Origin of the sequence: Pseudomonas costantinii, from assembly GCF_001870435.1 — a bacterium.
Classification (GTDB): domain Bacteria; phylum Pseudomonadota; class Gammaproteobacteria; order Pseudomonadales; family Pseudomonadaceae; genus Aquipseudomonas; species Aquipseudomonas costantinii.
Genome location: NZ_MDDR01000034.1, coordinates 240,933 through 260,029, shown reverse-complemented (window position 1 = coordinate 260,029; position 19,097 = coordinate 240,933). Strand labels below are relative to the sequence as shown.

The window sequence follows — 19,097 nt, the reverse complement described above, 5'->3', positions numbered from 1 at the left end:
CAGCTGGACGCAGAGCGTCCGAGGCGGCATTCCCACGCAGAGCGTGGGAACGATCAGGATCAGGACGATCAGCGGCGGTCAGCCACAACCCCAATCAACACCAGCACCACCACCAGCACTGGCGCCAGGCTGTAGTTATTGAACTGGCTCAAGCCCCGCACAATCCACGGCGTGGCATAGATCAGCGCCGCACCGCTGCCGATCATGCACAGCAGGGCCATCAACGGTACACGCAACGCACCGGCGACGCTGCCCAGGCGGGCTTCCACCCAGCCCTTGATGTCGGCGCCGAACAGCACCAGCAGACAGCCGACAAGGGCCAGGGAGATTTCCGACAGGTTGCTACGGCTCCAGCGGGATACGGTGGCGAGCAGGTCGAGTACCAAATCCATTCGAATTCCTTAGAGCGTCAGCTCAAAAACTTCTGCAACAGGTCATTGAGAAAGAGTTGCCCGCGGTCGGTGGCCGCCAGGCGTGACGGTTCGACCTGCATTAAGCCACTTTGTTCTGCATCACGGCGGCCTTCGTCGAGGCTCGCCAGTTCCAGCCCGGTACGCTCGGCGTAGAGCTTGGCGTCGACGCCTTCGGTCAGGCGCAAAGCGTTCATCAGGAACTCGAATGGCAGTTCCTCGTTGGTCAGTTCTTTCGCCCCGGCCTGGAAGCTTTTGGCAGGGTTGAGGTAGTCCTTTGGTGCTCGGGTTTTCCAGGTGCGCACGATGCGCCCGTCGGGGTGGCTGAGCTTGCCGTGGGCGCCTGCGCCGATGCCGATAAAGTCGCCAAAGCTCCAGTAATTCAGGTTATGCCGCGCCGGGCGTCCCGGTTGGGCATAGGCCGATACTTCGTATTGCGCGTAACCGTGTTCAGCCAGCAGTGCCTGACCGGCTTCCTGGATATCCCACAACGTGTCGTCTTCCGGCAGCGCGGGCGGCTGGTTCCAGAACACGGTGTTGGGTTCCAGGGTTAGTTGGTACCACGACAAATGCGTCGGCTTGAGAGCGATCGCCTGGCGTAGATCGCCCAGGGCATCTTCCAGGGACTGATCGGGCAAGCCGTGCATCAGGTCCAGGTTGAAGTTATCGAACCCGGCCTGGCGCGCCATATCAGCAGCGCGCACCGCTTCGTCACCGTTGTGGATTCGGCCCAAGGCCTCGAGCTTTTCTTGCTGAAAGCTCTGGATGCCGATGGACAGGCGATTGATGCCCAGCTTGCGGTACGCCACGAACTTCTCTTGTTCGAAGGTACCGGGGTTAGCTTCCAGGGTAATTTCTATATCGCTGGCAAACGGAATACGTGCTTCCACGCCCTTGAGCAAGCGGCCCAGCGCGGCGGCGCTGAACAGGCTGGGCGTGCCGCCACCGAAGAAGATCGAACTCAGTTCGCGGCCGTAAACCGCGTGCAGGTCTTGATCAAGGTCGGCCAGCAATGCGTCCACATACTCTTCTTCCGGCAGCACTTTGCTCGCGGTGTGGGAGTTGAAGTCGCAATAAGGGCATTTGCGCACGCACCACGGGATATGGATATACAGCGCAAGGGGCGGCAGGTGGGGCAGGGCCGCCCGAGGTGTTTGCGCGCCGCCGTGGATCAGCGGCTGCGCAGAGGTGTTCTGGGTCATTTCAAGCTCAGGCGTTGGCGCAGCAAATCCATTGCGCGGGCGCGGTGGCTGATCTGGTTCTTGTCGGCCGGGCTCAGTTCGGCGCTGGAGACATTGCGCTCGGGTACCCAGAACAACGGGTCGTAGCCAAAGCCATGCTCACCGCTGGCCGCGTGCAGGATGCGACCGTGCCACAAGCCTTCGCAGAGAATTGGCAGTGGGTCATCGGCGTGGCGAACAAGAGCCAGCACGCAAACGAATTGCGCGCCGCGCATCGCGTCCGGCACATCCTTGAGGGCGTCCAGCAGCTTGGCGTTGTTGGCCGCGTCGCCTTTGCCATCGGCATACCGCGCCGAGTAGATACCCGGGGCGCCGCCGAGAAAGTCCACCGCCAAGCCCGAGTCATCCGCCAGCGCCGGCAGGCCGGAAATACGTGCAGCGTTACGAGCCTTGAGGATGGCGTTTTCGACAAACGACAGGCCGGTTTCTTCAGGCTCGACCTGGCTGAACTCGCCAATCGAGCGCAGTTGCACGGATTCACCGAGCATGGCCTGCAGTTCTTTGAGTTTGCCGGCGTTATGGCTGGCCAGTACGAGTTGGGTGAGGTTCATCATTCGGCCGGGAATAGTTCTTGGACAAAACTGAAACCGTGAGCCTTGCCGCCGGTTTCAACATTGATGGTGAAAGTCTTGAATTCCTGCTGCGGCACCGAGTAGGGCGCGAGGTAGTTGGTCACGCCTTTTTCGGTGATCTGCTTGAATGTCAGCACTTCGCTCTTGCCGAGCGAGTCCTTGATGGTGCCGGTCACTTGCGCCACCACGGGTGTCACGCCCTTGAACACGGACACGTTGATCAAACCCTTGTTCTTGCTGCGCACCACGCCCACTGCCTGGGCGGTTTCCGGTTGCAGGAAGCTGGAGGTGAAGGTGTTGTAGCGCACGGTGATATCGCCAAATTCTTTCGTGCGGTTAGGGTCGATAACGTCGGCGGCCATGGCGTTGGCGCCAAGCAGTGCAGTCAATAGAAAAATAGCCAAACGACTCATAAGCGTCCCTCTTGAAAATGATTAGACGGCAATCTTGTGGTCGGTCAGGCCAGGGCTGCTGACCCGATAAATTCCGATTTCGCCCAACAGATTAGGCCATAGCTTACTCGCCCAACCGTGGCGATGTTGTTGATCAACGGCAAGGCGATTGATCACCTTGGCTTCACGCTCGCCGCACAAGGCTTCGAAGTCTTCGAAGGTGCAGAAGTGGATGTTGGGCGTGTTGTACCACGTGTACGGCAGGAAATCCGAGACTGGCATCCGGCCTTTGCTGGCCAGGTACCAGCGGCAGCGCCAATGGCCGAAGTTGGGGAAGGTGATGATGCACTGGCGGCCGACGCGGAGCATTTCGTCGAGGATGCGGTCCGGGTAGTGCACCGCTTGCAGGGCCTGGGTCATCACCACGATGTCAAAGCTGTTGCTGGCAAAGTTGCCGAGGCCCTTGTCCAGGTCCTGCTCGATTACGTTGATGCCCTTGGCCACGCACTGGGCGATGTTGTCCGGGTCGTTTTCCAGGCCATAGCCGGTGACTTGTTTGTTGTCCCGCAGCCAGCTCAGCAGTTCACCATCACCGCAGCCAAGGTCGAGCACACGGCTGCCGGCGGGGATCCAGTCTTGGATGATTTCCAGGTCGGCTCTCATGGCGTTCTCACAAAGTTATGCGGTTCATGTAGTTGCTGAAGGCCTGCAAGTAGCGCGGGATCGGGATCAGGAAGGCATCGTGGCCTTGCGGAGCATCGATCTCCAGGTAGCAGACGTCTTTGCGCGCAGCCATCAGTGCGTCCACCAGCTCACGGGAGCGGGCCGGCGAGAAGCGCCAGTCGGTGGTGAACGACATCACGCAGAACTTGGCCGTGGCGCCCTCGAAGGTTTTCGCCAGGTCGTCGTCGTGATTCGCCGCCGGGTCGAAGTAGTCCAGGGCCTTGGTCATCAGCAGGTAGGTGTTGGCGTCGAAACGCCCGGAAAACTCCTCGCCCTGATAGCGCAGATAGCTTTCCACCTGGAACTCGACGCTGTGGAAGTCGTAGTTGAGCTTCTCGCTCTTGAGGCCACGGCCGAATTTCTCGCCCATGGAGTCATCGGACAGGTAAGTGATATGCCCGACCATCCGCGCCAGCATCAAGCCGCGCTTGGGGATCACGCCCGCTTCCTGGAACGACCCACCGTGGAACTCGGGGTCGGTGAGGATCGCCTGGCGCGCAACTTCGTTGAAGGCGATGTTCTGTGCCGACAACTTGGGGGCCGAGGCGATCGCCAGGCAGTGGCGCACGCGATCAGGATAAGTGATGGTCCATTGCAGCGCCTGCATACCGCCCAGGCTGCCGCCGATCACGGCGGCCCATTGGTTGATGCCCAACAGGTCGGCCAGGCGTGCCTGGCTGTGCACCCAGTCTTCCACGGTCAGCACCGGGAAGTCGGCGCCGAACGGTTTGCCGGTTTCCGGGTTAACACTGCTGGGGCCGGTAGAGCCGTTGCAGCCGCCGAGGTTGTTCAGGCTGACCACAAAGAACTTGTCTGTGTCGATGGGCTTGCCGGGGCCGATGCAGCTGTCCCACCAGCCGGGCTTGCGCTCGTCGACGGAGTGGAAACCGGCGGCGTGATGATGGCCGGACAGGGCGTGGCAGATCAGCACGGCATTGCTCGCCGAGGCGTTCAGTTGGCCGTAGGTCTCGTAGATCAGGTCATAGGCAGGCAGCGAACGACCGCAGGCCAGGGCCAGCGGTTCGCTGAAGTGCGCCACTTGGGGCACGACCAGTCCAACAGAATCGGGGGGGAAGGCAGCTGGCATCGACCCTGCTCTCGTTTAAATGAGGCGTAAGTCTAAAGACCGCTGCACCTAGCGGCAAGCAAAGGCGGGGAGTTGCTTAGATCGTTCTCGCGCAATCCGCGAGAACGATCTTCGATAGACCTGAATCAGATCAGACCGAACAGTTCTTTGGGCATGAACGCGTAGAAGGCCAGGCGTGGGATTACCCAGCTTTGCAGCAACTGGATCGCGATAAACGCGAAGATCGGCGAGATATCCAGGCCGCCCAGGTTGGGGATCAACCGACGGAACGGCGCCAGCACCGGCTCAGTAATCTGGGCAACCAGCTCGGCACCCGGGCTGCGGCTGCCGGGAGCAACCCACGACAGGATCACGCTGATGATCATCGACCAGAAGATAATCTTCAAAAACAGCGAGAAGATGCCGATCAGTGCCCATGGCAACAGCAGCAAGGTGGTGGCCTGATAGCCATTGAGCAGCAGGATCACCGCAAACAGCAGGACCTGCAGCAGCAGCGCCAGCACCAGCGATGACATGTCCAGCCCGAACATGCTCGGGACAACCCGGCGCAGTGGCTTGAGCAGCGGTTGGGTGGCCTTCACCACGAACTGGCAGAGCGGGTTGTAGAAGTTCGCCCGCACCAGTTGCAGGATAAAACGCATCAGCACGATCAGCAGGTACAGGCTGCCCAGCGTTTGGATGATGAAAATGGCAGCGTCATTGATTCCTAGCATGTTTGATTCCTTTGAAGGGGACGACTATTTGCCCAGCTGTTCGGCCATTTCGGCAGAACGATGTGCTGCGGCACCCAGTGCTTTTTCAACCAGGGCTTCAAAGCCCCCGGCCTGGAACGATTCGATGGCCGCCTGCGTGGTGCCGCCTGGGGATGTCACGCGACGGCGCAGTTCGGCGGCATCCACATCGCTGGAAACAGCCATTTTCGCGGCGCCCAGTGCGGTTTGTTCGGACAGTTGCTTGGCGATTTCCTGCGGCAGGCCGAGTTTCACGCCGGCAGCGGTCATGGCCTCGATCAGCAGGAAGAAGTACGCCGGGCCACTGCCGGAAACGGCGGTGACCGCGTCCAGTTGCTGCTCCTGTTCCAGCCACAGGGCGATGCCCACAGCGGACAGTAGCTCTTGAGCCTGATCGCGTTGCGCAGCCGTCACTTCAGCGGTGGCGTACAAACCACTTACACCTTGGCGCAACAGCGCCGGGGTGTTGGGCATGCAGCGCACGATTGGCTGGGTGCCAAGCCAGTTGTTCATGCTGGCGCAGGTGATACCGGCGGCAATCGACACCACCAGTTGGTGCGGTTGCAGGCTCGGGCGCAGGCTTTCACACACCGCCTTCATGGCTTGTGGCTTGACCGCCAGCACGATCACATCAACGCCCTGGATGGCCTCGGCGTTGTCGGCAAAGGTTTCAATGCCATGTTCGGCGCTGACGCGGTCGCGGGTGTCGGCGCCCGGGTCGCTGGCGCGGATCTGCGCGGCCTCCAGGCCCTTGGCCCGCAGGCCACCGATCAGGCTGGCCGCCATGTTACCGGCGCCGATAAAAGCAATACGGGTGCTGCTCATGACAGGTCCTTATTCAGAGGAAAGTCAGCCATTTCATGGCTGGCCGTAGTCGCGGGCACCAAACAGGGCGGTTCCGATCCGCACCCAGGTGGCGCCTTGAGCGATGGCCGACTCAAGGTCGTGGCTCATGCCCATGGAAAGTGTGTCGAGCGGCAGATTCAAACTGGCCTGCAGGTCGCGTACGGCGGCGAAGGCTGCATCTTGCTCAGCTCGATTTTCAGTCGGCTCGGGGATCGCCATCAAACCACGCAGCTTCAAACGTGGCAGGGCGCTGATTGCATTGGCCAGGGCCGGCAGGTCGGCGGGTGTACAACCGGACTTGCTGGCTTCGCCACTGACGTTGACCTGGATGCAGATGTTCAGCGGTGGCAGGTCGGCCGGGCGTTGTTCGGACAGGCGTTGTGCGATTTTCAGGCGGTCCACGGAATGTACCCAAGCGAAGTTCTCGGCGATCGCACGAGTCTTGTTCGATTGAATGGGGCCGATGAAGTGCCAACTCAAGGGCAGGTCGGTTAAATCGGCCTGTTTGCCCAAGGCTTCCTGCAGGTAGTTTTCGCCAAAGTCGCACATCCCGGCGGCATAGGCTTCGCGCACGGCTTGTGCGGGTTTGGTCTTGCTCACGGCCAGCAGGTGGATGCTGTTTTCGTCACGTTGCACGGCGTGGGCCGCGGCACGGATCCGCTCGCTAACCAGGCCAATGTTGTCTGCTATCGTCGACATTCAAGATGCGCCCGTGGATATGGAGTCCGCGGCATTCTACTGGAAATGGAAAGCCCTATGGATATCACTGAATTGCTGACGGTCAGCGTGCGCCGTGGCGCCTCCGACCTGCATTTGTCGGCCGGCCTGGCGCCGATGCTGCGTGTTGATGGCGAGGTATGGCCTCTGGATTGGCCAGTGCTTTCGCCCCTGCAAGTTGCGGACTTATTAAGCCCGTTGCTCAGCCGGCATCAACAAAAGGATTTCGAAACATCTCTTGAAACGGATTTTGCCTTCGAGCTGCCCGACGTGGCGCGGTTCAGGGCGAATGTGTTCCAGCAGAGCCGCGGCATGGGCGCGGTTTTTCGCATCATCCCGGCAGAGGTCCAAAGCCTGGAAAGTCTCGGGCTGGGAGAGGTGTTCAAGCGTATTGCCCAATTGCCGCGCGGCCTGGTGCTGGTGACCGGGCCCACCGGCTCCGGAAAGTCCACCACCCTGGCGGCGATGATTGACTACCTCAACAGGCATCGCCGCCAGCACATCCTCACCCTGGAAGATCCCATCGAATTTATCCACAAGCCGAAAACCGCCTTGATCAACCAGCGGCAGGTACACCGCGATACCCATAGCTTTTCGGCTGCGCTGCGCTCGGCACTACGCGAAGACCCTGATGTGATTCTGGTTGGCGAGCTGCGTGACCTGGAAACCATCCGCCTGGCGCTGACGGCGGCTGAGACGGGGCATCTGGTATTTGGCACTCTGCACACCACGTCGGCCGCAAAAACCGTGGACAGGCTGGTGGATGTGTTTGCGGAGGGGGAAAAAGCGATGGTGCGTTCGATGCTGTCGGAGTCGCTGCAGGCTGTGGTTTCACAGGTGCTGGTGAAGAAGATCGGCGGCGGGCGGGTGGCAGCCCATGAAATCATGCTGGGTACGCCGGCAATCCGTAACCTGATTCGCGAGGACAAGGTGGCGCAGATGGTCTCGGCGATTCAGACCGGTGGCGCGTTGGGGATGAAAACGTTGGATATGAGCTTGAAGGCTCTGGTCGGCGAGGGGCTGATCAGCCGGGAGGACGCGCGGGAGAAGGCGAGGGTGCCGACTGATTTCTAAAGGAGGCTGATATCAATGTGGGAGCAGGCAAGCCAGCTCCCACATTGGGCGGTATTCCAAATCAGGGAGCCGGGTGCTTGTCAGATTAGCGCTGCACTACCCGCAGGTTGCTGTGCTCTTTAGGCAGAACTCGCTTGGCAATTACGTAGTTCTTGTCCCAGAACGGTTTTTTCAGCGTGTCGATGCTGACCGACTTGCCACGACGCGGTGCGTGGATAAAGCGGTCGTTGCCCAGGTAGATGGCAACGTGGTTGACCTGGCGGCTCTTCAGCTTGAAGAACAACAGGTCGCCCGGTTTCAGGTCCTTGCGGTCAACTTTCAGCCCGTGGCCGGCAGCCATGGCGTTGGACGTGCGTGGCAAATCCACCGCTTTAACGTCATTAAATGCATATTTCACCAAACCACTGCAGTCGAACCCTTTACTTGGGCTGCTGCCGCCCCAACGATAAGGAGTACCGAGCACGTTGACTGCGCGGCTGAGGACGTTGCTGCTTTGCTTGGTGTTCACGGCCAGTTGGGTGTGAAGCGTTTTACCGTGGTGGGCCTTGCTCACTTGAGTCGGGCGGTTAACGGTTGGCTTTACCGATTTGGCAGTGCTGGGAGTGCTATGAACTTTAGGGGTGAAACCATTAACGTTCGGAAGTCGTTGCTCACGATTGGTGGCGTGGGCGGCCAGTGGCATTAATAGGCAAATGGTTAGCCATGTCTTGAAAAATGGTCGCATTAGGCGTGGCTCTTTAAGGTTTGCGCGCAACTTTATAACAGGTTTTTGTGTCGTTCTCAGGCCGTTTGTCGACTGAACCTTGGGGTCAAATTCAGGAAAAACGCGACGAATCGCCACAATTGTCCTACACAAGTCAGGCGGTGTAAGGCTTTGCGGGAGGGAAGATACCATTCACCGTACGTCGGGCGCCCGTAAAAAAGTCACAAAGAAAATGAAAAATTTTATCTATCGAGGCAAAAGAGGTACTTCATGAACACCTATCGACAGGATGTTTCGCAGCAAGACACCCACAGCAAGGTGATCGGTTACCTGCTCTGGATTTTCGGTTTTACCGGGGCGCATCGCTTCTATTACGGCAAGCCGGTTACCGGGACCATCTGGTTTTTCACCTTTGGCCTGCTGGGCATTGGTTGGCTGATCGACTTGTTCCTGATCCCGGCCATGGACCGTGAAGCGGACCTGCGTTTTACCGCCGGGCCGATCGAATACAACGTGGCGTGGATACTGCTGGCATTCCTGGGTGTGTTCGGCTTGCACCGTATGTACCAGGGCAAATGGATCACCGGTCTGATCTACCTGCTGACCGGCGGTTTGTTCCTGATTGGGGTGCTGTATGACTTCTGGACGTTGAATACCCAGATCTCGATCCGCAATGCCGAGCGCAACGCCGGGCGCTGAGCGCGCCATGATCGTTCCCACGCTCTGCGTGGGAACGCCGCCCTGGACGCTCCGCGTCCGCTCTTGAGGCCATGACGCAGAGCGTCAGAGGATGCATTCCCACGCAGAGCGTGGGAACGATCATTACCGTTATCAGGCCTGGTAGCTGATTCGCCCATCCACCAAGGTGTAGCGCACCGTCGCCGGCAGGCTATGGCCGATGAACGGGCAGTTTTCACCCTTGGACAGCCAGTGCTCCCCGGCAACCGTGGAGCTGGCCAGGTCAAACAGCACCAGATCCGCCGGCGAACCCACCGCCAACTTGCCCGCTGGCAGGCGCAATGCCTCGGCGGGGCCGGCACTCAGGCGCGTCAGCAGCGTCGGCAGGTCCAGTAAGCCATCTTCCACCAAGGTCATCGCCAACGGCAGTAACAGCTCGACGCTGCTGATACCCGGCTCAGTCGCGCCAAACGGTGCCAGCTTGGCATCCCGTTCGTGGGACTGGTGGTGGCTGGAGATTGCCGAGACCACACCCGACTTCACTGCCGCCCGCAAACCGTCACGGTCGGCACGGGTGCGCAGTGGCGGTTGCACGTGATACAGGCTGGAGAAGTCGATCAGTGCCTCATCCGTCAAAATCAGCTGGTAGAGCGCCACATCCGCCGTCACCGGCAGGCCACGCGCCTGAGCCTGAGCAATCAGGGCCACGCCACGAGCGCTGGTCAGTTGGCTGAAGTGCGCGCGCACGCCGCTTTGTTCCACCAGCAGCAGGTCGCGGGCCAGGGCCACCGTCTCAGCGGTTTCCGGGATGCCCGGCAGGCCAAGGAAGCTGGCGACAGCGCCTTCATGGGCCAGGCCGCCTTCAGCCAAATCACGGTCCTGGGAGTGGAAGATCACCGTCAAATCGAAGGTGGCCGCGTATTCCAGGGCACGGCACAGGGTGCGGGTGCTACGGAAGCTTTCCAGGCCGTTGCCGAAGGCCACACAACCAGCGTCGCGCAGGGCAATCAACTCGGCGAGTTGTTCGCCTTCCAGGCCTTTGCTCAGGGCGCCGATGGGGAACACTTTGCAATTGCCGGCTTCACGGGCGCGGTCGAGGATCAGCTCGGTCACGGCCGAAGTGTCCAGGATCGGCTTGGTGTGGGGCGGGCAGCACAGGCTGGTCACGCCACCGGCCGCAGCGGCGCGGGTCTCGCTGGTGATGTTGCCTTTGCGGCTGTAACCCGGCTCGCGCAGAGCGACGTTCAAGTCCACCAGGCCAGGCGCGGCCACCAGGCCTTTGGCGTCGATAGTCTGGCTGGGGCTGAAATCGCTGGGGGCGGCGCCGATGGCGATGATTTTGCCGGCTTCCAGATGAAGATCGGTAACTTGATCCAGGCCACTGACCGGATCGATGACACGGGCGCCGAGAATGCTGAGCTTCACTGGGCGTTCTCCTGCTCGAATTGACGTTGCGCGGTTTGCCCGCTCATGGCCATGGACAGTACCGCCATGCGCACGGCAATGCCGTAGGTGACCTGGTTCAAGATCACCGATTGAGGGCCGTCGGCCACTGCCGACTCAATCTCTACCCCGCGGTTGATCGGGCCAGGGTGCATCACGATGGCATCCGGCTTGGCACCGGCCAAACGCGCGGTGGTCAGGCCGAACAGGCGGTAGAACTCGCCTTCGCTCGGCAGCAGCCCACCCGACATGCGCTCGCGTTGCAGGCGCAGCATGATCACCACGTCCACATCCTTGAGGCCTTCGGTCATGTCGGTGTAGACCTTCACGCCGTACTGCTCGATGCCGATCGGCAGCAAGGTTTTTGGCGCGATCACGCGGATGTCCGGGCAACCCAGGGTTTTCAGGGCCAGCATGTTCGAGCGTGCGACCCGCGAGTGCAGGATGTCGCCGACGATGGCCACCGAGAGGTTTTCAAAGCTGCCCTTGTGCCGACGGATGGTGAGCATGTCGAGCATGCCCTGGGTCGGGTGGGCGTGACGGCCGTCGCCGCCGTTGATGATCGCCACCTGCGGGCACACGTGCTCGGCGATGAAATGCGCGGCGCCGGAGTCGCCATGGCGTACCACGAACATGTCGGCGGCCATGGCCTCCAGGTTGCGCAGGGTGTCGAGCAGGGTTTCGCCCTTGCTCGCCGACGAGGTGGACACGTTCAGCGTGATCACGTCGGCCGACAGCCGTTGGGCCGCCAGTTCAAAGGTGGTGCGGGTGCGGGTCGAGTTCTCGAAGAACACGTTGCAGATGGTCTTGCCGCGCAGCAGCGGGACCTTCTTCACCGCCCGGCCGCCGACTTCGAGGAACGAGTCGGCAGTGTCGAGGATTTCAGTGAGCAGTTCGCGGGGCAAACCGTCGAGGGACAGGAAGTGTTGCAGCTGGCCCTGAGCATTGAGCTGCAGCGGGCGCTTGGCATCTAGAGGCGTCATCGCGGGGACTCTGTACAAGGCGGTTTAAAGGGCAAGGTCTTGCAGTTCGAGTTCGAGCGGCGTGGGACCGGACAATTTTACCCGCTGGTGGGCTTCAAGGGACAGCGTCGCGCCAACCACATCCGGGCTGATCGGCAATTCGCCGGCGTCCAGGTCCAGCAGGCAGACCAGGGTTACGCTGGCCGGGCGGCCATAGTCGAACAGTTCATTCATGGCGGCACGGATGGTGCGGCCGCTCATCAGCACGTCATCGATCAGCACCAAGTGCTGGCCTTCGATCTCGAACGGCAGGGCAGAAGGGCGCACTTGCGGGTGCAGGCCGTTCTGGCTGAAGTCGTCGCGGTAGAAGGAAACATCCAAAGTGCCCAGCGGCGAGTCGCTGCCCAGTGCTTCCAGGAGCGCTTGGGCTACCCACACACCGCCGGTCCGGATGCCGATAAAGCGCGGCTCGCTGATAGCGCGGTGTTGCAGGTGGGCCGTGAGGCTCGTCGCCATCTGGCTGATCAGTTCGCTGGGATTGGGCAGGCTCATGGTGGCTCCTTCAAGGCCTTGCGCGGCGGGGTATCGGCAAGGTCCGGGCTCAAACGTAAAAAGACGCGGCAAGCCGCGTCAGTCAGGATTCAAATAAAGCAGTGTTTTCATCCAGCCAACCTTGCAACAGCAAGGCGGCGGCGATGGCGTCCACGGGGTTGTCCCGGTAGCTGCCCTTTTGCCCGCCACGGTCACGGCGCTCGCCCTTGGCCTCGAAGGTGGTCAGGCGTTCGTCGTGGGTATAGAAGGGCAGGTTGTAGCGGCCATTGAGGCGGCGGGCGAACTTTTCGGCGCGCAGGCACATGTCGCTGGGGGTGCCGTCCATGTTCAGGGGCAGGCCGACCACTACCGCGTCGGGCTTCCACTCATTGATCAGGGCTTCGACCTGGTTCCAGTCCGGCACGCCGTTCTGGGCTTTCAAGGTGCACAGCTCGCGGGCCTGGCCGGTAATGACCTGGCCGACCGCAACGCCGATTTGTTTGGTGCCGTAGTCAAAACCGAGGATCAGACGCAAGGCCATCAGGCGTGCCCTGCCTGGCTGGTCAGCAGGTTGAGGTTGACCCGCAGCTTGGCGGCCGCCGCTTCCAGGCGCAGTTCGCAGGGGGTGTTGAACAGGATGTCGGCGTCGAACGGGCAGGTCAGCCACGCATTACTGGCCAGTTCGGCTTCCAGTTGCCCGGCTTCCCAACCGGCGTAGCCGAGGGTGATCACGCTTTGCTCAGGGCCGACACCGTCGGCGATGGCGAATAACACGTCCTGGGAGGTGGACAACGACACGCCCTCCAGGTCGACCGTGGCCTGGAACTTCGGCCCGGTGGGGTGCAGTACAAAACCGCGATCGGTCTGTACCGGCCCGCCAATGTAGATCGGTATGTTCTGGCAACGGGCCGGAGGGTCGATCTCCGGTCGCAGTTGCTCAAGGATATCCGCCAGGTTCAGCTCTTGCGGGCGGTTCACCACCAACCCCATGGCACCATTGGCCGTGTGCTCGACGATGTAGGTCAAGGTTTGCGCAAAGTTCGGGTCGGCCATATGGGGCATGGCGATCAGGAATTGGTGCTTGAGGTAGGTCGGGCTGACATTTTTCATGTCCACTAGTGTGGCGTTGGAGGGGCGAACTGACAAGCTGCGGCGGACGCTAATTGTGGCGAGCGGGCTTGCCCCGCGTTGGGGCGCGAAGCGGCCCTAAAATCTGGCGCTGTGGTTTTTCAAGCAGAACGCGGTGGCCATATGGGGGCCGCTTCGCAGCCCAACGCGGGGCAAGCCCGCTCGCCACAACAGCCCGCAGCCGCTGCCGCAGCGTGGGAACGATCAATTGCTGGACAGCCGATCACCCCTGGCAAACTTCCAGGTGCGGATGATTTCCAGGCGGTCGATATCGTTCAGGTCCCCGGTAAACGGGGCAAAGGGCGCGGCCAGGCGCACGATGCGCTGGGCGGCCTGGTCCAGCAATGGCTGGCCGGAGGACTCCAGCACCTGCACTTCATATAACGAGCCATCGCGGTTGATCGACACCAATAAGCGCAAATTGCCATAGATCTGCTGGCGCCGAGCCTCGTCCGGGTAGTTGAGGTTGCCGATGCGCTCGACCTTCTTACGCCACTCGTCCTTATACCAGGCGCCTTTGTCGCGCATGGTGGAGGCGGCGTTCAGGCGATAGATGCGCGGGCGCTTGGCGTACAGTTGCTGTTCATTGGCCAGTTCGGCTTCCAGGCTGGAGATCTGGTCGGAGAGCTGTGAGCTGTCGAAGGTTGGCGCCGGTTTCACGGGCTCGGGTTGCGGCTCGGTCTTGGCTTTCTCGCGCTGGGTCGGGGCTTTTTGCGGTTTGGGCGCGACAGTGGTTACGGCAGCCTTTGGCGCGGCCTGCTTGACCTCGGGCTTGGGCATCGGCGGCGGGGTGACTTTATTGACCTTGTTGTCCTGGAAGGGCGCCACTTCGGTGGTCTTGGGCACCGCTTTTTTGTCCAGCGTGCCGCTGCCCTGCTGGTTGTCCTGGGCGAGAAAATCCGCCTTCTCGGGCTTCTTTTCACTCTTGAACGTAGCGAGGGTGATTTCCAGGGTCTGGGTGATCTGCTTGGGCTCGGCAAAGGTGAAGCCCAGGCCGAGGAGCAAGGCGAGGTGGATCAATGCCGCCAGGAACAGAGTAAATCCGAGCCGATCAGCCGGGCGCACGCCGCTGTGGGAGAGTTCGGGAGGCAGATCGGACGGGAGTGTCATGACAAGAAAACCAACATCGCGCGTTTCACAGGTGGCGCATGATAACGCAATGTTGGTGTGTGTCCGGCTGTTCTATGTCACTTGGCTTGTAGCTTGCGTTCGATCGCGGCCATCAGCATTTCGCCGATGTTCGTGCCAAATGCATTGTCGATCTCGCGAATACAGGTCGGGCTGGTGACGTTGATTTCAGTGAGGTTCTCACCAATTACGTCTAGTCCCACAAACAGCAGACCTTTTTCCCGCAGGGTTGGGCCGACTTGTGCGGCAATCCAGCGATCCTTGTCCGTCAGCGGACGGGCTTCACCTCGACCACCCGCCGCCAGGTTGCCGCGCGTCTCGCCGGCTGCCGGAATACGCGCCAGGCAGTAATCCACCGGCTCACCGTCGATCATCAGGATGCGCTTGTCGCCGTCCTTGATCGCCGGAATGTAAGCCTGGCCCATGATCTGTTGGGTGCCCAGGGCCGTCAGGGTTTCCAGGATCACCGACAAGTTCGGGTCGCCGGCGCGATGACGGAAAATCGAGGTGCCACCCATGCCGTCCAGCGGCTTGAGGATCACATCACCGTGCTTGGCGGCGAATTCACGCAGCACATCGGCGCGGCGACTGACCACAGTCGGCGGCGTGCATTGTGGAAACAGCGTGGCGAACAGCTTTTCATTGCAGTCGCGCAAGCTTTGCGGCTTGTTGACGATCAGCACGCCAGCACGTTCGGCCTGCTCCAGCAGGTAGGTGGAGTAGACGAACTCCATGTCGAACGGCGGGTCCTTGCGCATCAGGATCACGTCGAGGTCGCTCAGCGGGCTGTCGATTTCGTCCTGTAGGTCGAACCACTTCTCAGGGTTGGCGAACACCTGCAGCGGGCGCATGCGTGCGCGAGCCTCGCCGTCACCCTGGTAAAGGTCGCGTTGCTCCATATAGAACAGGGTCCAGCCGCGGGCCTGGGCGGCCAGGAGCATGGCCAGCGAGCTGTCCTTTTTATAGGAGATGCTGGCGATAGGGTCCATGACAATGCCGACGCGAACGCTCATGGGGATTTCCTCTGGCAAATAAGGGCGCATAAAAGTGGCGTCAGAGTGGCGCTGCGGCTGTTGTGGGTCAAGGAAAAACCACCGGGCAGGCCGCTCGATAGATTGCTCCCCGAGACTGTGCTAAAAAGACTGGCACGGCGCAGCAGCCCTTGAATTCCAAGGCTTGTGGCGCTCATCCTGTGAGACATCAGGCAGTACACACCGAAAACCGATTCGCTGTGGCGATGGTAGAGCAGATATGGAACAGCATTCCAACGCCTTGAGAGTGATGGTGATCGACGATTCGAAAACGATCCGACGCACCGCCGAAACGCTGTTGAAGAACGTGGGGTGCGATGTCATCACGGCCATTGACGGTTTCGATGCCCTGGCCCGGATTGTTGATCATCACCCGCACATTATCTTTGTCGACATCATGATGCCGCGCCTGGATGGCTATCAGACCTGCGCCCTGGTGAAGAACAACCCGGCGTTCAAGTCGATCCCGGTGATCATGCTGTCCTCCAAGGACGGCCTGTTCGATAAGGCCAAGGGGCGCATCGTGGGTGTCGATCAGTTTTTGACCAAGCCTTTCAGCAAGGAAGAACTACTGAGCGCGATCAAGGCCTACGTGCCCGGCTTCGCTGCAGTAGAACAAGCACACTGACACCGCCTCACAAGGGCCGGTGTCCACCAAAGTAGTGGGGAAAATCATGGCACGTGTTCTGATCGTCGACGACTCGCCGACCGAAATGTACAAACTGACCGGCATGCTGGAAAAGCATGGTCATCAGGTCCTGAAAGCCGAAAACGGCGCCGACGGCGTGGCCCTGGCCCGCCAGGAAAAGCCCGATGCGGTCTTGATGGACATCGTGATGCCCGGCCTCAACGGCTTTCAGGCCACCCGCCAGCTCTCTAAAGAGCCGGAAACCAACGGCATCCCGATCATCATCATCACCACCAAAGACCAGGAAACCGACAAGATCTGGGGGGCGCGCCAGGGCGCCAAGGACTACCTGACCAAGCCGGTGGACGAAGAAACCCTGATCGCCACCCTGAACAAGGTGTTGGCCGGCTGACGGCACGCCATCATGACCGAGTCGCAAACTGCCTTCGAGCTGCTGCTGGACATCGACCGCCGCTGCCGCCTGTTGGCCGCCGACCTGCCGTCCCAGGAAACCCGCCAGCAGCGTTGGAGCGGGATCGGCTTTCGCCTGGGGCCAAATGGGTATGTGGCGCCCATGGGCGAAGTCGCCGAGGTGTTGCATGAACCGCGCTGCACTTTGATGCCGGGTGTCAAACCTTGGGTCAAGGGCGTGGCCAACCTGCGTGGTCGCCTGCTGCCGGTGATGGATCTGGGCGGGTTTCTCGGCCTTGAGCTGTCCAAGACGCACAAGCAACGGCGGGTGCTGGTGGTGGAATTCAACGATCTGTTTGTCGGGCTGCTGGTGGACGAGGTGGTGGGCATGCAGCATTTCGCACAAGACGCCTTGTTGGCGAGCGCCACTCCCGGCGTGCCGTTTATCCAGGGCCAGTTCGACGGCGATCAGCTGTGGCAGGTCTTCAGTCCCTTCGCTTTGGCCCAGGCCCCAGGCTTCATGGATGTCGCCGCATGACCACCGCTACTACGCCCAAACCCCAGGCCGCCTCGCGCAGCCGTTCGCAGATCATCGTGCTGTTTATCGCATTGATCGTGTTCATCATGCTGTTGTTCGCCAACTTCGCGTACCTCAACACCCAGTCCACCTATGACAAGCAGTACATCGGCCACGCCGGTGAGCTGCGAGTGCTGTCCCAGCGCATCGCCAAGAACGCCACTGAAGCGGCCGCCGGCAAGGCCGCCGCGTTCAAACTCTTGAGCGATGCGCGCAACGACTTCGCCCAGCGCTGGGGCTACCTGAAAAAAGGTGATAGCGAGACCGGCTTGCCGGCTGCGCCCAACGCGGTGCGTGCCGAAATGCGCGCGGTGCAGACCGACTGGGAAGCGTTGCTGAAAAACACCGACGCAATCCTCGCCAGCGAGCAGACGGTGCTGTCCCTGCATCAAGTGGCTGCCACCCTCGCTGAAACCGTGCCGCAATTGCAGATGGAGTCGGAGAAAGTCGTCGATATCCTGCTGCAACGCGGCGCACCGGCCAGCCAAGTGGTATTGGCCCAGCGCCAATCGTTGCTGGCTGAACGAATCCTGGGTGCGGTCAATAGCGTGCTCGCCGGCGACGAAGCCTCTGTGCAAGCCGCCGATGCCTTTGGCCGTGATGCCAACCGTTTCGGCCAGGTGCTTAACGGCATGCTTCAGGGCAACCCCGGCTTGCGTATCGCCCAGGTCGAAGACCCTGACGCGCGTGCACGGCTGAAGGAAATTGCCGAGTTGTTCGAGTTTGTCTCCGGCTCTGTGGATGAAATCCTCGAAACCTCGCCGCAGTTGTTCCAGGTGCGCGCCTCGGCGAGCAATATTTTCAACCTCTCTCAAACCCTGCTCGATGAAGCTTCACACTTGGCCATAGGTTTTGAAAACCTCGCCAGCGGGCGCAGTTTCGACACCATCGGCGGCTATGTGCTGGGCCTGTTAGCGTTAACGTCGATCATTTTGATCGGCCTGGTGATGGTGCGCGAGACCAACCGCCAACTGCATGAAACCGCCGAGAAGAACGAGCGAAACCAAAACGCAATCATGCGCCTGCTGGATGAAATCGAAGACCTGGCCGACGGTGATCTCACGGTGACTGCCTCTGTGACCGAGGACTTCACCGGCACCATCGCCGATTCCATCAACTATTCAGTGGACCAACTGCGCGACCTGGTCGCGACTATCAACCTCACCGCCGGGCAAGTTGCCGGTGCGGTGCAGGACACCCAGGCCACCGCCATGCACTTGGCCCAGGCGTCCGAGCATCAAGCGCAACAGATTGCCGAAGCCTCCACGGCGATCAACCAGATGGCCCAATCCATCGACCAAGTGTCGGCCAACGCTGCTGAATCTTCGGCGGTGGCGGAGCGCTCGGTGGAAATTGCCAACAAGGGCAACGAGGTGGTGCACAACACCATCCACGGCATGGACAACATTCGTGAACAGATCCAGGACACGGCCAAGCGCATCAAGCGCCTCGGCGAATCGTCTCAGGAGATTGGCGACATCGTCAGCCTGATTGATGACATCGCTGACCAGACCAACATCCTTGCCCTCAACGCAGCGATCCAGGCCAGCATGGCTGGGGATGCCGGGCGCGGCTTTGCGGTGGTGGCCGATGAAGTGCAGCGGTTGGCTGAGCGTTCGTCGGCTGCCACGCGGCAAATCGAAACCCTGGTGCGGGCGATCCAGACCGACACCAACGAAGCGGTGATCTCCATGGAGCAGACCACCACCGAAGTGGTACGCGGTGCACGCCTGGCGCAGGACGCCGGGGTGGCGCTGGAAGAGATTGAGGGCGTGTCGAAAACCTTGGCGGCGCTGATCCAGAGTATTTCGAATGCGGCGCAGCAACAGACCTCGTCGGCGGGGCAGATTTCCTTGACGATGAATGTGATTCAACAGATCACCACGCAGACGTCTTCTGGCTCGACTGCGACTGCCGAGAGCATCGGCAATCTAGCGAAAATGGCCAGTCAGTTGCGCAGGTCGGTGTCAGGTTTCACCCTCCCGCCCCCCAAGCAGGTAGATGATTGAAATGCAGTCCACATGTGGGAGCGAGCAAGCCCGCTCCCACATTTGATCTCCATTTGCAGGGGATCCTGATTCGGC

General features: G+C 60.8%; 23 protein-coding genes. 6 read left to right on the top strand and 17 right to left on the bottom strand.

The features are described from left to right. Nucleotides 1-68: 68 nt before the first annotated feature. From BFL40_RS16625 to BFL40_RS16585, 9 genes are all read right to left on the bottom strand, one after another. Nucleotides 69-392 (bottom strand): DUF3392 domain-containing protein, encoded by a 324-nt coding sequence (locus BFL40_RS16625; RefSeq protein WP_010207241.1) that lies wholly within the window; start codon nt 390-392, stop codon nt 69-71. A gap of 17 nt (nt 393-409) precedes the next feature. Then, nucleotides 410-1,612 (bottom strand): radical SAM family heme chaperone HemW, encoded by a 1,203-nt coding sequence (hemW, locus tag BFL40_RS16620; protein ID WP_071485017.1) that lies wholly within the window; start codon nt 1,610-1,612, stop codon nt 410-412. After that, nucleotides 1,609-2,205, bottom strand: a complete 597-nt coding sequence (gene rdgB / locus BFL40_RS16615) for an RdgB/HAM1 family non-canonical purine NTP pyrophosphatase (protein ID WP_065871952.1) — start codon at nt 2,203-2,205, stop codon at nt 1,609-1,611. The genes hemW and rdgB overlap by 4 nt, the downstream gene beginning before the upstream one ends. After that, nucleotides 2,202-2,636 carry a DUF4426 domain-containing protein gene (locus BFL40_RS16610; RefSeq protein WP_071485016.1) on the bottom strand — a complete coding sequence of 145 codons (435 nt, stop codon included), beginning with the start codon at nt 2,634-2,636 and terminating at the stop codon, nt 2,202-2,204. The genes rdgB and BFL40_RS16610 overlap by 4 nt, the downstream gene beginning before the upstream one ends. Before the next feature lie 21 nt (nt 2,637-2,657). Continuing rightward, nucleotides 2,658-3,278 (bottom strand): methionine biosynthesis protein MetW, encoded by a 621-nt coding sequence (gene metW, locus BFL40_RS16605; RefSeq protein WP_071485015.1) that lies wholly within the window; start codon nt 3,276-3,278, stop codon nt 2,658-2,660. A gap of 7 nt (nt 3,279-3,285) precedes the next feature. Further along, nucleotides 3,286-4,425, bottom strand: a complete 1,140-nt coding sequence (gene metX, locus BFL40_RS16600) for a homoserine O-succinyltransferase MetX (protein ID WP_071485014.1) — start codon at nt 4,423-4,425, stop codon at nt 3,286-3,288. Nucleotides 4,426-4,550: 125 nt separating this feature from the next. Beyond that, nucleotides 4,551-5,138, bottom strand: coding sequence for a YggT family protein (locus tag BFL40_RS16595; RefSeq protein WP_071485013.1), 588 nt, complete (start codon nt 5,136-5,138; stop codon nt 4,551-4,553). Between the two features lie 24 nt (nt 5,139-5,162). Continuing rightward, nucleotides 5,163-5,981 (bottom strand): pyrroline-5-carboxylate reductase, encoded by an 819-nt coding sequence (proC, locus tag BFL40_RS16590; protein WP_071485012.1) that lies wholly within the window; start codon nt 5,979-5,981, stop codon nt 5,163-5,165. Between the two features lie 33 nt (nt 5,982-6,014). Continuing rightward, on the bottom strand, nt 6,015-6,701 hold the full coding sequence (locus BFL40_RS16585; protein WP_071485011.1) for a YggS family pyridoxal phosphate-dependent enzyme: 687 nt from the start codon (nt 6,699-6,701) through the stop codon (nt 6,015-6,017). 57 nt (nt 6,702-6,758) lie between these two features. Between BFL40_RS16585 and BFL40_RS16580 the strand changes: the two genes are divergently transcribed. Further along, nucleotides 6,759-7,793, top strand: a complete 1,035-nt coding sequence (locus tag BFL40_RS16580; protein ID WP_071485010.1) for a type IV pilus twitching motility protein PilT — start codon at nt 6,759-6,761, stop codon at nt 7,791-7,793. 85 nt (nt 7,794-7,878) lie between these two features. Here BFL40_RS16580 and BFL40_RS16575 read toward each other — a convergent pair whose 3' ends face one another. Next, entirely contained in the window at nt 7,879-8,517 is a 639-nt protein-coding gene (locus BFL40_RS16575) for a C40 family peptidase (RefSeq protein WP_071485009.1), read from the bottom strand. 249 nt (nt 8,518-8,766) lie between these two features. Here BFL40_RS16575 and BFL40_RS16570 point away from each other — a divergent pair, with 249 nt between their 5' ends. Continuing rightward, the gene (locus tag BFL40_RS16570) at nt 8,767-9,195 is read left to right on the top strand and encodes an NINE protein (RefSeq protein WP_071485008.1); all 429 of its coding nucleotides are present in this window, start codon (nt 8,767-8,769) and stop codon (nt 9,193-9,195) included. 132 nt (nt 9,196-9,327) lie between these two features. Here BFL40_RS16570 and BFL40_RS16565 read toward each other — a convergent pair whose 3' ends face one another. The 7 genes from BFL40_RS16565 to gshB all read right to left on the bottom strand — a co-directional run bounded on the left by BFL40_RS16565 (nt 9,328) and on the right by gshB (nt 15,379). Then, nucleotides 9,328-10,599: a dihydroorotase gene (locus BFL40_RS16565; RefSeq protein WP_071485007.1), complete on the bottom strand. Its 1,272-nt coding sequence runs from the start codon at nt 10,597-10,599 to the stop codon at nt 9,328-9,330. Further along, nucleotides 10,596-11,600, bottom strand: coding sequence for an aspartate carbamoyltransferase catalytic subunit (locus BFL40_RS16560; protein ID WP_071485006.1), 1,005 nt, complete (start codon nt 11,598-11,600; stop codon nt 10,596-10,598). The genes BFL40_RS16565 and BFL40_RS16560 overlap by 4 nt, the downstream gene beginning before the upstream one ends. Nucleotides 11,601-11,624: 24 nt before the next feature. Next, on the bottom strand, nt 11,625-12,131 hold the full coding sequence (pyrR, locus tag BFL40_RS16555; protein WP_071485005.1) for a bifunctional pyr operon transcriptional regulator/uracil phosphoribosyltransferase PyrR: 507 nt from the start codon (nt 12,129-12,131) through the stop codon (nt 11,625-11,627). An 82-nt stretch (nt 12,132-12,213) separates the two neighbouring features. Beyond that, nucleotides 12,214-12,651 (bottom strand): Holliday junction resolvase RuvX, encoded by a 438-nt coding sequence (ruvX, locus tag BFL40_RS16550; RefSeq protein ID WP_071485004.1) that lies wholly within the window; start codon nt 12,649-12,651, stop codon nt 12,214-12,216. Continuing rightward, nucleotides 12,651-13,220: a YqgE/AlgH family protein gene (locus tag BFL40_RS16545; RefSeq protein ID WP_071485003.1), complete on the bottom strand. Its 570-nt coding sequence runs from the start codon at nt 13,218-13,220 to the stop codon at nt 12,651-12,653. The genes ruvX and BFL40_RS16545 overlap by 1 nt, the downstream gene beginning before the upstream one ends. A 222-nt stretch (nt 13,221-13,442) precedes the next feature. Then, nucleotides 13,443-14,348, bottom strand: a complete 906-nt coding sequence (locus tag BFL40_RS16540) for an energy transducer TonB (RefSeq protein WP_071485002.1) — start codon at nt 14,346-14,348, stop codon at nt 13,443-13,445. A 77-nt stretch (nt 14,349-14,425) separates the two neighbouring features. Then, entirely contained in the window at nt 14,426-15,379 is a 954-nt protein-coding gene (gene gshB, locus BFL40_RS16535; RefSeq protein ID WP_071485001.1) for a glutathione synthase, read from the bottom strand. 238 nt (nt 15,380-15,617) lie between these two features. Between gshB and pilG the strand changes: the two genes are divergently transcribed. The 4 genes from pilG to BFL40_RS16515 are packed head-to-tail and all read left to right on the top strand — an operon-like array spanning nt 15,618 to nt 19,022. After that, complete coding sequence (gene pilG, locus BFL40_RS16530) at nt 15,618-16,025, top strand: twitching motility response regulator PilG (protein ID WP_003176671.1); 408 nt, start codon at nt 15,618-15,620, stop codon at nt 16,023-16,025. A 46-nt stretch (nt 16,026-16,071) separates the two neighbouring features. After that, a complete protein-coding gene (gene pilH / locus BFL40_RS16525) occupies nt 16,072-16,437 on the top strand; it encodes a twitching motility response regulator PilH (protein ID WP_014720320.1) in 366 nt (121 codons plus the stop codon). A 12-nt stretch (nt 16,438-16,449) separates the two neighbouring features. Continuing rightward, the gene (locus tag BFL40_RS16520; protein ID WP_071485000.1) at nt 16,450-16,974 is read left to right on the top strand and encodes a chemotaxis protein CheW; all 525 of its coding nucleotides are present in this window, start codon (nt 16,450-16,452) and stop codon (nt 16,972-16,974) included. After that, nucleotides 16,971-19,022, top strand: a complete 2,052-nt coding sequence (locus BFL40_RS16515) for a methyl-accepting chemotaxis protein (RefSeq protein WP_071484999.1) — start codon at nt 16,971-16,973, stop codon at nt 19,020-19,022. Before BFL40_RS16520 ends, BFL40_RS16515 begins: the two co-directional genes overlap by 4 nt. The last annotated feature ends 75 nt before the right edge of the window (nt 19,023-19,097 follow it).

What these genes read in the sequence shown, in the direction of transcription:
- pilH (WP_014720320.1), top strand. Translation starts at nt 16,072, where the DNA reads ATGGCACGTGTTCTGATCGTCGACGACTCGCCGACCGAAATGTACAAA.
- BFL40_RS16540 (WP_071485002.1), bottom strand. Translation starts at nt 14,348, where the DNA reads ATGACACTCCCGTCCGATCTGCCTCCCGAACTCTCCCACAGCGGCGTG.
- pilG (WP_003176671.1), top strand. Translation starts at nt 15,618, where the DNA reads ATGGAACAGCATTCCAACGCCTTGAGAGTGATGGTGATCGACGATTCG.
- BFL40_RS16515 (WP_071484999.1), top strand. Translation starts at nt 16,971, where the DNA reads ATGACCACCGCTACTACGCCCAAACCCCAGGCCGCCTCGCGCAGCCGT.
- pyrR (WP_071485005.1), bottom strand. Translation starts at nt 12,131, where the DNA reads ATGAGCCTGCCCAATCCCAGCGAACTGATCAGCCAGATGGCGACGAGC.
- BFL40_RS16580 (WP_071485010.1), top strand. Translation starts at nt 6,759, where the DNA reads ATGGATATCACTGAATTGCTGACGGTCAGCGTGCGCCGTGGCGCCTCC.
- rdgB (WP_065871952.1), bottom strand. Translation starts at nt 2,205, where the DNA reads ATGATGAACCTCACCCAACTCGTACTGGCCAGCCATAACGCCGGCAAA.
- ruvX (WP_071485004.1), bottom strand. Translation starts at nt 12,651, where the DNA reads ATGGCCTTGCGTCTGATCCTCGGTTTTGACTACGGCACCAAACAAATC.
- BFL40_RS16595 (WP_071485013.1), bottom strand. Translation starts at nt 5,138, where the DNA reads ATGCTAGGAATCAATGACGCTGCCATTTTCATCATCCAAACGCTGGGC.
- BFL40_RS16545 (WP_071485003.1), bottom strand. Translation starts at nt 13,220, where the DNA reads ATGAAAAATGTCAGCCCGACCTACCTCAAGCACCAATTCCTGATCGCC.
- BFL40_RS16560 (WP_071485006.1), bottom strand. Translation starts at nt 11,600, where the DNA reads ATGACGCCTCTAGATGCCAAGCGCCCGCTGCAGCTCAATGCTCAGGGC.
- proC (WP_071485012.1), bottom strand. Translation starts at nt 5,981, where the DNA reads ATGAGCAGCACCCGTATTGCTTTTATCGGCGCCGGTAACATGGCGGCC.
- BFL40_RS16610 (WP_071485016.1), bottom strand. Translation starts at nt 2,636, where the DNA reads ATGAGTCGTTTGGCTATTTTTCTATTGACTGCACTGCTTGGCGCCAAC.
- gshB (WP_071485001.1), bottom strand. Translation starts at nt 15,379, where the DNA reads ATGAGCGTTCGCGTCGGCATTGTCATGGACCCTATCGCCAGCATCTCC.
- BFL40_RS16585 (WP_071485011.1), bottom strand. Translation starts at nt 6,701, where the DNA reads ATGTCGACGATAGCAGACAACATTGGCCTGGTTAGCGAGCGGATCCGT.
- BFL40_RS16570 (WP_071485008.1), top strand. Translation starts at nt 8,767, where the DNA reads ATGAACACCTATCGACAGGATGTTTCGCAGCAAGACACCCACAGCAAG.
- metW (WP_071485015.1), bottom strand. Translation starts at nt 3,278, where the DNA reads ATGAGAGCCGACCTGGAAATCATCCAAGACTGGATCCCCGCCGGCAGC.
- hemW (WP_071485017.1), bottom strand. Translation starts at nt 1,612, where the DNA reads ATGACCCAGAACACCTCTGCGCAGCCGCTGATCCACGGCGGCGCGCAA.
- BFL40_RS16520 (WP_071485000.1), top strand. Translation starts at nt 16,450, where the DNA reads ATGACCGAGTCGCAAACTGCCTTCGAGCTGCTGCTGGACATCGACCGC.
- metX (WP_071485014.1), bottom strand. Translation starts at nt 4,425, where the DNA reads ATGCCAGCTGCCTTCCCCCCCGATTCTGTTGGACTGGTCGTGCCCCAA.
- BFL40_RS16575 (WP_071485009.1), bottom strand. Translation starts at nt 8,517, where the DNA reads ATGCGACCATTTTTCAAGACATGGCTAACCATTTGCCTATTAATGCCA.
- BFL40_RS16625 (WP_010207241.1), bottom strand. Translation starts at nt 392, where the DNA reads ATGGATTTGGTACTCGACCTGCTCGCCACCGTATCCCGCTGGAGCCGT.